General features: G+C 42.9%; 13 protein-coding genes. 5 read left to right on the top strand and 8 right to left on the bottom strand.

Translation table 11 applies throughout. The features are described 5' to 3' along the window. Positions 1-41 precede the first annotated feature (41 nt). Positions 42-335: a hypothetical protein gene (locus NSQ29_RS22780; RefSeq protein WP_076299135.1), complete on the bottom strand. Its 294-nt coding sequence runs from the start codon at positions 333-335 to the stop codon at positions 42-44. Positions 336-438: 103 nt separating this feature from the next. On the opposite strand from NSQ29_RS22780, the gene NSQ29_RS22785 reads away from it, so the two are divergent. Both NSQ29_RS22785 and NSQ29_RS22790 read left to right on the top strand, forming a co-directional pair. Continuing rightward, on the top strand, positions 439-1,374 hold the full coding sequence (locus tag NSQ29_RS22785) for a hypothetical protein (RefSeq protein ID WP_341126150.1): 936 nt from the start codon (positions 439-441) through the stop codon (positions 1,372-1,374). Between the two features lie 94 nt (positions 1,375-1,468). Next, positions 1,469-1,708 (top strand): NHLP leader peptide family RiPP precursor, encoded by a 240-nt coding sequence (locus NSQ29_RS22790; protein ID WP_170880314.1) that lies wholly within the window; start codon positions 1,469-1,471, stop codon positions 1,706-1,708. 16 nt (positions 1,709-1,724) lie between these two features. Here the strand turns inward: NSQ29_RS22790 and NSQ29_RS22795 are convergent, their stop codons facing one another. Next, complete coding sequence (locus tag NSQ29_RS22795; RefSeq protein WP_341126151.1) at positions 1,725-3,644, bottom strand: HAMP domain-containing sensor histidine kinase; 1,920 nt, start codon at positions 3,642-3,644, stop codon at positions 1,725-1,727. 105 nt (positions 3,645-3,749) lie between these two features. Then, on the bottom strand, positions 3,750-5,648 hold the full coding sequence (locus NSQ29_RS22800; protein WP_340974262.1) for an ATP-binding protein: 1,899 nt from the start codon (positions 5,646-5,648) through the stop codon (positions 3,750-3,752). A gap of 224 nt (positions 5,649-5,872) precedes the next feature. Here NSQ29_RS22800 and NSQ29_RS22805 point away from each other — a divergent pair, with 224 nt between their 5' ends. Next, positions 5,873-6,271, top strand: coding sequence for a hypothetical protein (locus NSQ29_RS22805; RefSeq protein ID WP_076283888.1), 399 nt, complete (start codon positions 5,873-5,875; stop codon positions 6,269-6,271). Positions 6,272-6,363: 92 nt separating this feature from the next. Here NSQ29_RS22805 and NSQ29_RS22810 read toward each other — a convergent pair whose 3' ends face one another. Next, on the bottom strand, positions 6,364-7,569 hold the full coding sequence (locus tag NSQ29_RS22810) for an MFS transporter (protein ID WP_076283887.1): 1,206 nt from the start codon (positions 7,567-7,569) through the stop codon (positions 6,364-6,366). Between the two features lie 204 nt (positions 7,570-7,773). Between NSQ29_RS22810 and NSQ29_RS22815 the strand changes: the two genes are divergently transcribed. Beyond that, positions 7,774-8,457 (top strand): peptidylprolyl isomerase, encoded by a 684-nt coding sequence (locus tag NSQ29_RS22815; protein ID WP_076299216.1) that lies wholly within the window; start codon positions 7,774-7,776, stop codon positions 8,455-8,457. Between the two features lie 82 nt (positions 8,458-8,539). Here NSQ29_RS22815 and NSQ29_RS22820 read toward each other — a convergent pair whose 3' ends face one another. From NSQ29_RS22820 to NSQ29_RS22830, 3 genes are all read right to left on the bottom strand, one after another. Further along, positions 8,540-9,646 carry a Glu/Leu/Phe/Val family dehydrogenase gene (locus tag NSQ29_RS22820; RefSeq protein ID WP_341126152.1) on the bottom strand — a complete coding sequence of 369 codons (1,107 nt, stop codon included), beginning with the start codon at positions 9,644-9,646 and terminating at the stop codon, positions 8,540-8,542. Positions 9,647-9,829: 183 nt separating this feature from the next. Next, positions 9,830-10,762, bottom strand: coding sequence for a manganese-dependent inorganic pyrophosphatase (locus tag NSQ29_RS22825; protein WP_341126153.1), 933 nt, complete (start codon positions 10,760-10,762; stop codon positions 9,830-9,832). A gap of 118 nt (positions 10,763-10,880) precedes the next feature. Next, positions 10,881-11,678, bottom strand: a complete 798-nt coding sequence (locus NSQ29_RS22830) for an AAC(3) family N-acetyltransferase (RefSeq protein ID WP_341061217.1) — start codon at positions 11,676-11,678, stop codon at positions 10,881-10,883. A 167-nt stretch (positions 11,679-11,845) separates the two neighbouring features. On the opposite strand from NSQ29_RS22830, the gene NSQ29_RS22835 reads away from it, so the two are divergent. Continuing rightward, the gene (locus NSQ29_RS22835) at positions 11,846-12,823 is read left to right on the top strand and encodes a ring-cleaving dioxygenase (RefSeq protein WP_341126154.1); all 978 of its coding nucleotides are present in this window, start codon (positions 11,846-11,848) and stop codon (positions 12,821-12,823) included. Between the two features lie 58 nt (positions 12,824-12,881). Here NSQ29_RS22835 and NSQ29_RS22840 read toward each other — a convergent pair whose 3' ends face one another. Continuing rightward, complete coding sequence (locus NSQ29_RS22840) at positions 12,882-13,583, bottom strand: YjjG family noncanonical pyrimidine nucleotidase (RefSeq protein WP_341126155.1); 702 nt, start codon at positions 13,581-13,583, stop codon at positions 12,882-12,884. Positions 13,584-13,688: the final 105 nt, after the last annotated feature.

Here is a 13,688-nt window from a genome sequence, read left to right on the forward strand (position 1 = left end):
TTTCCTCATCCTAGCTGCAATTGGCGAGTCGAACGTTGAATTTAATGTTTCCGACTCGCTATGCGCAGCTCTTCATATTGATTTTCAAGCATTTCCCGCTCCCGCTTTTCATGCTTTTCTCTGCCGATTCCCTCTTTCATGCTTTCCTCATCCTCATAGATTTGCCACAGATCAGAGAACAAATAATCTTTGATTTCTACTGTTTTTCCATTCAATATCCCATTGGTCCAAATAAGTCCCGCAGAGGTACGCATCACAATGCGGCCGTCTGGCGTTTCAGCCTTTTGCCCCATTCGAATAGTCATAAGCATTTGTCCAAAGGTATAGCACTCCATTCGTCCTTAAACCTCCTAAATTTTAGTTGTAATGGAATAAAGAGAAGGATATAATCAGGGCGAAAGAACCAGTTTTTTGCAATTTTATTGTAGGAGGGATGCAATGGATTGGCTAAATGATTACGAAGAAGAACTCCGCTTAGTATTTCAAGAAAGTAGAAAGATCATCTCCGAATTTCCTGAGCCTCTAAATTCACAAGGCATGTCCTATCTTGAACATTTTAACGTATTCAATGCGGAAAGCCACAAAAATTACATATGTTATCTATTACCCTTTTGGCTTCAGAAAAGCTGTGGGCTCTCAGCAGAAATTACCCGTCAAATGTCGATGGGCAATGTCTTCTTCATGCTATATTTTTTCATACAGGATGACCTGATGGACAGCAAAGAATCCTCTACATACGAAAGATTACCTTTAGCGAACCTACTCTATGTTGAATTTTTGAATATCTACAGACTTTTATTTCCGAATGACTCCTCTTTCTGGACATCGTTCAATCGTTATATCGCTCAATGGGCAGACAGTGTTAGTAATGAAACCACCAGTGATTATTTTCTTAATGATCGGATCAAGATCCCTTATAAAGCCAGTCCGCTCAAACTATCCAGTACCGCTGCCCTTCTGCTATCTGGTAAGGATTCTCTTGTACCGCAGTCTGAGGAAATGATCGACTCTGTTCTACTTACACTGCAAATGCTTGACGACTATGAAGACTGGAACGTAGATTTATCAGAAGGCAGCTATAATTGTCTCCTCTCACTCACACGAAGCTATCTATCCACTGATAAAGCAACCACACTCACATCAAAAGAGGTCGAATTCTTTCTGTTTACAGCAAACGGACTACGTACCTATGCTGAGCTAGCGCAGGATACGCATCGCAAAGTAATGGCTTCCAGCTTAGATATACCTCATCTCCTAGCATTCCACTCCATGTTGGTGACGAACTTACAACAGATCTCAGATTCTATCGAAGCAGAAAAGCAGCTTTTACAAGGTGGAGGCTTGTTTTATTATTTGTCAAAAAATATAAAATAATTCTATTATTTTGTAATAAAAAGAATAGTATTAGCACAATTGCTATGTTATATTATTAAAGGTAAATATATACATTTTGGAAAGGGTGATTATTTTGTCAGAAGCAGTTCTTAGAAATCAAGTCATTCAAAAGGCATGGGAAGATCCAAGTTTTAAGCAAAGACTACTCGCAGATCCAAAAGCAGCTCTCCAAGAAGCGCTAGGCGTAATCATTCCCGACAGCGTTACCTTGAAAGCCGTTGAAGAAGGTTCAAATGAATTCTATCTTGTAATCCCACCAAGTCCATCATCAGATGTATTGAAAGCAACCGCAGCACCACGCGGTTCTTGGTAAGACAGCAGGATTAACCTCATAGGGAGTAGGAATCATCCGGAGCTTCTGCCAATGGCAGTATGGTAATGGATTCGGTTCCTACTCCTTTTTTGCTTGTAAATCTCACTTCACCTTGCATAGCTTCAATGATGCGGAAGGTGACCATCAATCCTAAACCTGTTCCTTTATTTTTCTTGGTGAAATATGGTTCTCCGAGTCGGTGCAGAACATCAGGGTCCATTCCTTCCCCGTTATCTTTGATGTGAATAATCACTTTATTATCTTCACCGTACACCGACATATAAATGAACCCTTCTTCACTGAATGATTCAATGCTGTTCTTGATAATGTTAATGAACGCCTGCTTAAATTTCGAGGAATTTCCTTTTACCCATAATTGGCCGGATACATCCAGAATCATTTTTCCTCCATTGATGTGACACAAGGGCTGCATAATACTCTCAATATGCTTGAATTCATCATATAAATTCAGACTAGAGATTGTCTCAAATTCTGGTTTAGCAAAGGTTAAGAAATCTGTAATAATATTGGATGCACGATCTAGTTCACTTAGGGCCATTGACATATAAATTTGCTCTTCGTTAACGGACTTCTCGCTAAGCAGCTGAAGAAATCCCCGGGTGACTTGTAGTGGGTTTCTTACTTCATGAGCTACGGATGCAGCAAGCTCGCTAATGATCTCCATTTTTTCCGAACGCTCCAATTCATTGTTGAAACGCTCTAGTTCTCTAGAGTAATTAACAACCTGTTGATGGTTATAGGCTAATCTTCGTTCCAGAATTACGATCAAGGAAATAATGAAAGCAACTAGCCCCCACTTCCACAAGAACAAATCATAATTCCCTTTTTGGATGTAATACCATAATAGCTCTGCAACTACAGTAAACGCAGCGGTTCCAAATCCAATGGCAAACACAATAGCATCTTTATTTCCTTTAAGAGAGAACATAACCACACATGCGATCAGCAGGATGAATTGGAGGATAAAGATAACCCCTATAATGGTGGTAGAAATAAAATAATAGAACTCAATATAGCGATTATTTGATAGGAGATTGATTAAAAGACATAACAAACAAAAAGAAGAGTAAAGTACTTGAAATTGACGAAATTTTCGAATGATACTGAATTTACCACTACCGAATAATTTCTCAAATAAAAAGGTAAGCGCTGGGAGAAGTGAAAAAAGGGCTAAGTCTAGGCAAACGTTACTAATTGGCCCCAATTTATTATAAAAGGTATAGATGAAGGGGGAGTAGGTTATAGAAAGGATTCCGGTAGCCGCTATAACCACTGCTAGTGAAGCAACACTGGAGAAATAATCTCTGTTTATGTATAGAGCACTTATAAATAGAACGATAGCCACCAGAAAAAATGCGCAGCCCAAAATCACATCACTTAGTCCATTCTCAATATATTCATTAATTAATTGACTATGTTCACCGATCATTACACTTTTTTTAATTCCAATTCTGTCTTGCATGGTTTCTGTCCAGATATATAGTGTTTTCCCGTTATCTTCTTTACTTAAAGGCAACAGCAAAGAATAGTTATCCTTGATATATTTACGATTTTCCTCGAAGATCAAACGATCCTCCACATACACTCTCACATGAAGAGCATATAAAGTATCGATATACACCGAAGGAGACACATAACTTAAATCGGGTAAGGAAATGCGGGTCCAAGAAGAGGATACTCCTGAAGGTAACTCTGGGAGTTCCTTCTTAGAATCTACGTTCATCCAGCTTTGCTGGCCTTCACTCCACGGAATCTCTTGTCCTGCATTTCCTGTTTCATCCCCCCATTTCATTTGCCACTTTGTAATTTCTTGGGATGGATTTGGGTTCGCTGCCGATACAATAATAGAGCCACAACCTATCAGGAGGAGTGAAAGGGTGATTGTAATGTGGAGTATTTTAACCATCAAGCGCATATAGGCACCTCAGAAGGAAGTTTCAGAAACAATATTCTGTGTGTTACTACTTCGCTCACTATGCTACCCTTTCCTTCTAAAAAACGGAATAATCATTAAATTCTCCTAATTTTTTCTAGCCGTTGGCAATTTAATGATAATCTCCGTTCCTTCCCCCTTCTCACTATGAAACTCAGTTGTCCCTTCCATCGCCTCAATTATTCGGAAGGTTACCATAAGTCCAAGTCCTGTTCCTTTTGTTTTATTAGAGTAATAGGGCTCACCCAATCGGGCCAGTTCACTACCATTCATCCCTTCTCCATTATCACGTACACTAATCATTACATGGGCTTCGGATTTCCAGGCAGTAACTCTAATAAGTCCATTATCCTGCAAAGCTTCGATGCTATTTTTTATAATATTAATAAACGCTTGTTTAAATTTGGCAGATGATCCAATTACGCAGAGTTCCGACTGCAGGTTGAGTTCAATGACTCCCCCTTGCAAATTCGCAAGCGGAGCGAGAATACCCGACACATGCCGTAACTCCTCGGATACATTAAGCCTCTCAATGGTCTCTAGCCCTGGCTTAGCAAAGGTAAGGAAGTCTGAGATAATAACCGTAGCTCTATCCAGTTCTGCGATAGCCATCTGCATATACTCCCTCTCCTTATAATCTGAGCGTTCTCCTAGGATCTGAAGGAAACCACGGGTTACCTGTAAAGGATTCCGTACCTCATGCGCTACAGAAGCTGCCAATTCACTTATAATCTCCATTTTCTCGGAACGCTGTAAATCATTATTAAACGTCTCAAGCTTACGAGAATATTCAACGAGTTGTTCATGGTTTCTCGTAAACCTTCTCCCCAGAATGACGATTAAGGATAATACGAAAACCATCATCCCCCACTTCCACCAATATAATTGATAGGATTCTCTGGATATGTAGTATACGATCAATTCGACAAGAGATATAAATGCAAAGATTGTAAATCCTGTAGTAAAAACAATAGCATCCCCATTGCCGCGATAAGTATGAATAAACGCTAAGCTTACCAATAATATAAATTGCACAATCATAATGATGCCTAGAATATCAGCAGTCATGAATCTATAAAAGTCTTCCAGCTGATACGACAGAAGGATATTAATAACCATTAGTGAAAGACAGAATATAGAATAAACCAATTGAAACTTACGGAATCGGGTGACGATTTGTTTTTTCCCTGAACCGAATATTTTCTCAAAATAAAAGGTTACTGATGGCAACAAGGTGTACAATGCTAAATCAAAGAATACAAGCACGATTTTCCCATAATCTCCGAGGATGATCGGCAAAAACGAAGAATACGTAACCACTATGACTCCAATGGATAAGAGAATTAACACCAACAAAAATCCGGCCGTAAAAAATCCTTTTCTCAAGAATAATGAACAAATAAACAGGACAATAGCTATAAAGATAAACGTCATCCCAATGATGATATCCATTAAGCCCTGCTTCACATAAATGGACAACAGCTCACTGTAGCGATCTACTCTTATTTCGCCTTCTATTCCTAAATCTTTGCTTCCTCCGTGTGTCCATATGTATAGTTCCTTTCCTCCATCTTCTGTGGATAAAGGAATTAGAATTTTGCTGCCGTTGAAATTGTATTTATTCTCAGAATCATATACTAACGCGTTATTCACATAAGCTTTGACGCTATTTCCATATACCTTATTAATGAATAACGCGGATTTCTCGCTCATTTGCGGCAAAGAAAACCGGAGCCACGCTGAGGATGTACCTTTTGGCATCTCTGGTTTGTGATTATGAGGCGTTACGCGAATCCATTCATCATCTGAAGCTGCTACAGCTTCTTCGACAGTCTCTGCTTCTGTATTTCCAAATCTAATCTCCCAACTTGGCAGCGCAGAGTCTGATGATCCAGCACTCACTATCGCCGCACCGTAAGGCACTATTGCTGTTAGCAATAGAAATAATAGCAAAGTAGCCGCTATCTTTGGTTTTGGCAACTTCATCGTAGCACCTCAGTAATTCATTAGTTGTTTAAATGATCATATATGATTCTTAATTTCGACAACCTTCGCACTATTCCTGCCTATTCTTGTAAATTTTCTCGAAAAAAGACGTTATTTATCGGCGTTATTTCCCTGATTATTTATAAAACGATTCGATCATAGGCAATCGGGTAAAGATACATATGAGAAGTCCAAATCTTAACCTACCGAGGGAGTGAACGGCTATGGAAGATACACCTAATAAAACTGAAGCCGATTTTGCATATGAACGTTATATACAAGCTGATATTGATGTAGAGGATGTTGTCAATGAAGATGCCGACCCCGTGTTGGTTGGCGATAAATATTTGGCGGCGGATATTGGTTTAAACCAACCTGAGGAAACACTCGAAAGAAATGACTTACTGGAATCCGATGCATTCCTCGCCGCTGAAACGGCAGGACTAACAAGTAGCGATAATGCTGAGGACGAGGAGCTGCTAGAAATGGAAGAGGAGGATCCGCCATTGGAAGATATTCCTGATGCAGATGAGGTGTATCCTGGATCCATCATCGACCCTGCTTCACCACCAGTAGATGGCATGCCTGGAACGGACGTCTTAAATGGATCACAGGGAGATTAGACTATATAAAGCCGCCGGGCTAGGATCCGGCGGCTTTATTTGTTTTTCAATATGAGCACTTTCCTCCGTAAGGGTTACTCTTGAGCTGCCGGTTATTCTGCTGAACGCGCTGCTGCAATTTGGGAATCCAGCTTACGGGTCTTAACCAATACCGCTGCTACAAGCAGCATCACCCCATTGATCACAAACACCCAGCGGATCTGGATAAAAGCCCCAAGTAAACCGCCTATAATAGGCCCGGCCATTGTCGCGAGTTGAGATGCCGCTTGGTTGAGACCAAAAGCACGTCCGCGAAACCCGGGCTCAATCACTTGTACAATCATTGCATTTACAGATGGAAGCACACCTGCATAGAACAAGCCGTAGGCAAAACGAAGAACGGCGAATTCCACATACCCTGTAACAAAGAATTGCAGAATATTACCGATACCTCCACCGATTAATCCAATGAACAAGATCATCCCGAAGCCCTTCCGGCTTCCGATTCTCCCCCACTGCGGAGCCATTAGCACAGTAGCAATACCCACAGCGGAGAATACAATTCCTGAGCTTAGCGAGGCGCTGCTTTTGGCGATTCCCATGTCTAGCAGATGTATCGGAATAAGCGGCTCCAGAATCATAACAGAAAAGGTGCTTATCCCCGCCAGCGATAGCAAAGTCATAAATGCGCGATTGCTTCGCGCTTCCTTGATATCATCACTTACATGAGACCTCGGAGCAGATCGGTCAAAATTCTCTTCTTTAGCAAAAAAAGTAGCAATAAGTGCCGAAACGAGTACAATACCTGCTGAGAATAAAAAAGCAACCCGATTGCTTGTGTAAAAGCTCACTACACCGCCGATCAATGGACCAATGATACTGCCCGTTGCTCCGGCTGTAGACATAATACTCAGCGCATAACCGGTCTTATCCTCAGGTGTGTTCGTAGCCACCATGGCTATCGCAGCCGGAACAAATCCAGCAAGCAATCCTTGTAGTACGCGCACGATCAGAAAGACGTAAGGATCATGCACGAAGTAATTAATCAGATATAAGGCTGCCAAACTGAAGCCCGAGCGAATAAGCATCGGCTTCCGACCATATTTGTCGGCGAGGGAACCCCAGTAGGGAGAAATTAAAGCGCTGGCTAGAAAGGTTATGCCAAAGCTAACCCCAGACCAAATTTCCAAATGATTCGTAACCCCAAGCTCGTCACTCAAAAAAATAGAGAGGAACGGAATAGAGATCGAATACGCCGTACTACAAAAAAAGACACCCACCCAAAGCACGATCAAGTTCCGTTTCCATGAAAAGCGCATGATCTACACATCCTTTCTTGATGTTCTCGCGGAAACATTCCTATTATTGTAAACCTCTTTTGAGAATGTGCCAATCCCACATGTCATAACTGACCTTTGCATGTAAAGGGACAAAGAGGTTATTATGAGAAGTACCTACGAGATTATTCAAGAAAAAGGAGAGATTGATTAGTGAAGTCTACACGAGCAAGATCTGCTATCCTAATGGTCATGTTATGCCTGGTGATGGTTATTGCAGCAGGTTGCGGTAATAAGCCTACCAATAACAATGCCAGCAGTAATAATGGAAGCAGCAGTGGAGCAGCAGGAAATAACGCAAGCAGCGAGACAAATGCTGGCGCTAACGAAGGACTCCCTTCAGCTACAGCAAGCCACCCCATTGTGACTATTGAGATGGATAACGGAGGCATCATCAAAGCCGAGCTTTATCCTGAAGTTGCCCCTAACACTGTTAACAACTTCATCTCACTGATTCAAAAAGGATTTTATGACGGCACCATATTCCATAGAGTGATCCCTGACTTCATGATTCAGGGCGGTGACCCTGATGGTACCGGTATGGGTGGCCCAGGATATAGCATCGCTGGAGAATTCTCTGGAAACGGGTTTACTAATAACCTGTTGCATACGGAAGGTGTTCTGTCCATGGCAAGATCGCAGGCTCCAGATTCTGCCGGTTCCCAGTTCTTTATTATGGATGCAGCTTATCCTAGTCTAGATGGAAGCTATGCCGCTTTTGGTAAAGTTACCGAAGGCATGGACGTGGTTAAATCCATTGTTGGCTTGAAAACAGACAGTTCAGATCGTCCAGAAGAACCACCAGTGATGAAGAAAGTAACCGTCGACACCCTGGGCGTCACTTACCCAGAACCACAAAAGGTACAATAACAAGCAAAAACGCCGTTGGCGTCCTTAAAGGACGCCAACGGCGTTTTTGCTTGTGAAAGACTAATTTAAGTACCTATGCAACTTATCCCCGTAGTGATCTTCTGCTAAGAGCATGTTGACCGTTACGCAAGAAAGTACTACGAGTATTTCTTAATAAGGAAATCCGCTCCTCTGCAAGCTGATTTGCCGCAACAGAAGTAGGAATTCCATTTAGACGTGAGATTTCCAGCACGCGGGTGATGTTATCGTAAATTTTTGAAACCTGCTTAAACGCACGTTCCTTATTATAACCATTCAGTTCATCCGCAATATTAATAACGCCACCAGCATTAATCACATAATCAGGAGCATATACAATGCCCATTTCGTGCAGAGTATCGCCATGATAGGCCTCTTTTAACTGATTGTTGGCTGCGCCAGCGATCACCTTCGCCTTAATTACCCGGAGGGTCTCATCATTGATCGTTGCTCCGAGTGCGCATGGAGCATAGATATCACAGTCTGTACTGATAATATCTGCGGGATCGACTGCTTTGGCGCCGTAAGCCTCTACTGCACGCCCCACAGCTTCTTTATGAATATCGGTTACGATAAGCTGAGCGCCCTCTTCATGAAGATGCTTACACAGCGAAAAAGCCACATTCCCAACGCCTTGAACGGCTACAATCTTTCCTTCGAGCGAATCACTGCCAAACGCTGCTTTGGCCGCTGCCTTCATCCCTTGGTATACGCCGTAAGCCGTCGCTGGTGACGGATTGCCCGATGAACCATAAGTAGGAGATGTACCTGTAACATAATCTGTCTCCTGATAAATAATGTTCATATCTTCTTCTGTAGTGCCAACATCCTCGGCTGTTATGTAACGTCCATTCAAGCCCTGTATGTATCTTCCAAAAGCACGGAACATCGCTTCATTCTTATCCTTCTTGGGATCCCCTATAATTACCGTTTTCCCACCGCCTAAATTTAGGCCGGATACTGCATTTTTGTACGTCATCCCTTTCGCTAATCGAAGCGCGTCAACAATCGCTTCCTCTTCTGTAGCATAGGTCCACATCCGTGTTCCACCCAGTGCGGGCCCTAATGTCGTGTCATGAATGGCGATGATTGCCTTTAATCCTGATGCTTTATCCTGACAAAATAACAGTTCCTCGTAATCGTCCTGCTCGAGTGTTGCAAACAATTCCATTCTAAATATCCCCTATCTCTTTGTTATATTCCAGATGTTGGTTGTTACTCTTACCTCTCAAAGTATTGTAGCAGAATGTGTCGTAAAACAAAAAGAACCACGTCACCCTTATAACTTTCAATGGATGACGTGGCTCTTATATGAATGCTACTGCACCGAATAGAGTGCAATTGTCAAAATGTGTTACAGCTTAGCAATTGTTTCTGTAAGAACAGGAACGATTTGCGATTTACGGGATACTACACCTCTGAGAAGTGCTTTATTGTCATCAAGCTTAACATTGTACGCCGTTTCTACTGCACCTGCAACTCGACCCAGAGCCAGACCTACGGAATCATTATTAAGGATATCTGTAACTACAAACAAAAACAGATCCAATTCTTTTTCAGCAATAATGGAAGTAAGTGCAGTTTCCAGTTCAGCTTGTTTGGAGAGAACATCATTAACATCTACCGCGTTCACTTGAGCGATTTCAACTTTGTATTCACCCATTTTGAATTCCTTTGCATCCAAGGAAATCAGTTGAGCGATACTCTTGTCGCTAAGATCAGCTCCAGCCTTCAGCATGTCGAGACCGTAGCTTTCTGCATCTACACCAGCGATTTCAGCAAGCTCACGTGCTGCAGCTACATCTTCCGCAGTGCAAGTTGGTGATTTAAACAGCAAGGAATCAGAAATGATCGCAGACAGCATCAATCCGGCGATTTCTTTAGGAATAGCAACTCCGTTTTCTTTATACAGCTTGTTAAGAATAGTAGCTGTACAGCCTACTGGCTCAGCACGATAGTATAACGGATGTGCAGTCTCAAAGTTTGCGATCCGGTGATGGTCGATAACTTCAACCACGCGCACTTGATCAATGTCATTCGCACTTTGTTGGCGTTCGTTATGGTCAACAAGAATAACCTGATTTGCTTCACCAGCTACGTTCTCTACCAGACGAGGAGAAGCGACTCCGAAATGATCAAGCGCAAATTGCGTTTCACCACTAACCTCGCCCAGACGAACGGCCTCAGCATCCCAGCCCAATTCCTTTTTGAGTGCAGCATAAGCAATTGCAGAACAAATGGTATCCGTATCCGGATTTTTGTGTCCAAAAACCAAAGTTTTTTCCATTTCCAATCTCCTTACTATGTTTTAGTGAGATTAATATACCATACATTGATAGCGGCTTCCAGATTGTGTGGTTTGAAAAATGCTTTATCGGCATTCAATTAGCCTCTTCTAAGGTTGCTCACGCCCTAGTCTTTGGAAGTGGTACCGGCTTGTCCTCCCCATGCAGTGGCTCATTATCCGAGAAAAGGTCCGGATTCTCTGTCAGCATCTGGCTTAGGATATCCGTCGTTTCTACCGTCCCACATACCCTGACTAACGCGTCTCCAAAGTTACCCTTGCGCATGGCACCGCCCTCTTCAAGCTCACGCTCCACCTTCCAAAAATGCTCCGACCAAGAGAGGCCACAATGTCTGCGAGAAGGCACCATGATTTCATCTCCACCCGGCGTCACCGTATATAGCTCCTCATGGGTATCCGTCATTCTGCCTGGAATATCGACCCACTCTTCAATGCCATGGATGAACGTATTCCGCCGAAGATCGACTCCCAGCAGTAAAATTTCCGCCTTTCGATCAAGTAGCTTGCCCCATGCTGAACCACGGGCGCACGGCGTATCCCAGCGTTCATCCCCCGTAGTGAACTCCTCAGCATCTGCACCTAAAGCCGCTACAGAATGTGTCGGATGCCAAGAGCGAATAACACCTGGACGTTTACGGAATAACTCCGGTAATATCCCTACACAAGATGGGGAATCTTGAACAGAGAACCTTGGATTGTCTGCATTAATATAAGCCCATGTATGAGTTGGCAATACGAGCAGTCCATCCTTCATATATTCACTGAGTACATCCAGTACTGTGTTCGCGCCTCCATCTACTTCCCCAATGCTTTTTAATGACGAATGGACCAGAATAGTCCCGTGTGGATCAAGCTTTAGCTCCTGCAATTGTTTCATCAAACTAGTAGTTGTGTGCATTGTACACTCTCCTTATGTATGAACTGGATTTTATGATGCATAAACATCTACTTGCAAAAATCGCATTTTACTATTAAAATTATAGTAACTTAATAATACTCACTAAATCTTTAAAAGATCACAATATAACTTACTCACATTTAGCATTTACACGGAGGTAATTACACATGACATTAACATTAAAAGGACTGCATCACGTATCCGCAATTACAGGTAAAGCGCAAGAAAACTTTAGGTTCTATACCGAAGTACTTGGACTGCGTCTCATTAAAAAGACAGTAAACCAGGATGATATTTCAGTGTATCATTTATTCTATGGTGATGAGAAGGGTAATCCCGGAACCGAATTAACTTTCTTCGAACTCCCGATGGCGGGCCGCAACCGTGCAGGCAATAACAGCATCTCCGCGCTCTCCCTTCGAGTGCCAAATGATGCTGCACTTACCTATTGGGAGCAGCGTTTCACCGAGCTTAACGTAGAGCATGAAACGATTCAAACAATCGGTGGCCGCCAGACTTTAGCCTTCCGTGATCACGAAGGGCAACGTTTCATTCTAGTATCCGACGAAAATGATAATGGTGTTGCCGGCGGCATCCCTTGGGCTAAAAGCCCGGTACCTGCTGAATATGGGATTGTTGGCCTAGGTCCTGCACATCTTACAGTAGAAAGTGCAGAGCATACGGCGGTTGTACTGGAGCAATTGCTTGGCTTCCGCCGCAAAAGCACTTATCCTTCAACCATTGCGGGCCAGCCAGATGTGATTGTATTTGAGACTGGAGAAGGCGGATCAGGTGCAGAGGTTCACCTAGAGGAACGTAATGATCTAGAGCAGGAACATCTGGGACGAGGTGGTGTGCACCATGTCGCATTCCGCGTGGATAACGAGGAGGAATTGAAGCAATGGGTCGAGCATATACGCACAGCTCAGCTTCCTAACTCCGGATTCGTGGATCGTTTCTACTTCCGCTCCCTTTACTTCCGTGAGCCTAACGGCATTCTTTTTGAGCTAGCTACAGACGGGCCAGGCTTTGCAACAGATGAGCCAATGGAAAGTTTGGGCGAATCTCTTGCACTGCCACCATTTCTGGAATCGAAACGCCAGCAAATCGAAGCTTATCTGAAGCCGCTGGATACTCGGCAATAAGATTCTTCAGCTCACTTAATAAAAGGTGTGAGTCGCTGATGCGCTCACACCTTATTTTTTATTGAAGATCCGTTGTCTTGCCTACAATGTCTAAGAGCTCCGACAGAACTCGAATTTCATATTTCGGTTGAACACCCGACGTATTCTCTTTACCGAGCGGGTTAAACCAGCAAGTATCGATCCCATAATTGATTCCGCCTTGAATATCAGAGGTTAAGGAGTCCCCTACAATCAGTACTTTTTCCTTATCCGAAATCCCCAATTTGGCAAAAGCATAATCAAAAATCCCTGTCTCCGGCTTCTGACAACCAGCCTCCTCTGAAATAATGATCTGCTCAAATGTTTCACTAAGCGATGATCCTTGAATTCTGGAAGTCTGCACTTCTTTAATTCCGTTCGTAATGATTGCTAATCGACAGCCGGCAAGCTCCTCGCACAGCTCGATCGCTCCCTGGATCAGAAAGGTTCCCTCGCCTAAGAAACGTAGATAAGCTTCACTAAACGCCTCAGGATCTAGCTCCAGCGCATTCGTAGCGAATAACCGATTAAACCGTTCCACGCGTAATGCCGCAGAACTAATCTTCCCCTGCTCCAAATCACGCCACAGCGCATGATTAATCTCCTGATAACTGGCAGCATAATCCTCAGCACCTGTGGGCATCCCAACATGTAGAAATGCGTTAGATAACGCGTGACTTTCTGCCATTCCGTAATCAAACAATGTATCGTCAGCATCGAATAAAATAACGTCGTATTTCATAAATATCCCCCAAAACTCTTTTCTCAAAAAGGTACTACAGTGATACAATCAAGTCAACTTATCAGTCAGACGACAAAAATTTACTTTTTTAAGGTAGTTTTAAGC

Origin of the sequence: Paenibacillus sp. FSL F4-0236, from assembly GCF_038000135.1 — a bacterium.
Taxonomy (GTDB): domain Bacteria; phylum Bacillota; class Bacilli; order Paenibacillales; family Paenibacillaceae; genus Paenibacillus_AQ.

Excerpts from the sequence above, each read along its gene's own strand:
- NSQ29_RS22780 (WP_076299135.1), bottom strand. The coding sequence starts at position 335 with ATGGAGTGCTATACCTTTGGACAAATGCTTATGACTATTCGAATGGGG.
- NSQ29_RS22785 (WP_341126150.1), top strand. The coding sequence starts at position 439 with ATGGATTGGCTAAATGATTACGAAGAAGAACTCCGCTTAGTATTTCAA.
- NSQ29_RS22795 (WP_341126151.1), bottom strand. The coding sequence starts at position 3,644 with ATGCGCTTGATGGTTAAAATACTCCACATTACAATCACCCTTTCACTC.
- NSQ29_RS22800 (WP_340974262.1), bottom strand. The coding sequence starts at position 5,648 with ATGAAGTTGCCAAAACCAAAGATAGCGGCTACTTTGCTATTATTTCTA.
- NSQ29_RS22805 (WP_076283888.1), top strand. The coding sequence starts at position 5,873 with ATGGAAGATACACCTAATAAAACTGAAGCCGATTTTGCATATGAACGT.
- NSQ29_RS22810 (WP_076283887.1), bottom strand. The coding sequence starts at position 7,569 with ATGCGCTTTTCATGGAAACGGAACTTGATCGTGCTTTGGGTGGGTGTC.
- NSQ29_RS22815 (WP_076299216.1), top strand. The coding sequence starts at position 7,774 with ATGGTCATGTTATGCCTGGTGATGGTTATTGCAGCAGGTTGCGGTAAT.
- NSQ29_RS22820 (WP_341126152.1), bottom strand. The coding sequence starts at position 9,646 with ATGGAATTGTTTGCAACACTCGAGCAGGACGATTACGAGGAACTGTTA.
- NSQ29_RS22825 (WP_341126153.1), bottom strand. The coding sequence starts at position 10,762 with ATGGAAAAAACTTTGGTTTTTGGACACAAAAATCCGGATACGGATACC.
- NSQ29_RS22830 (WP_341061217.1), bottom strand. The coding sequence starts at position 11,678 with ATGCACACAACTACTAGTTTGATGAAACAATTGCAGGAGCTAAAGCTT.
- NSQ29_RS22835 (WP_341126154.1), top strand. The coding sequence starts at position 11,846 with ATGACATTAACATTAAAAGGACTGCATCACGTATCCGCAATTACAGGT.
- NSQ29_RS22840 (WP_341126155.1), bottom strand. The coding sequence starts at position 13,583 with ATGAAATACGACGTTATTTTATTCGATGCTGACGATACATTGTTTGAT.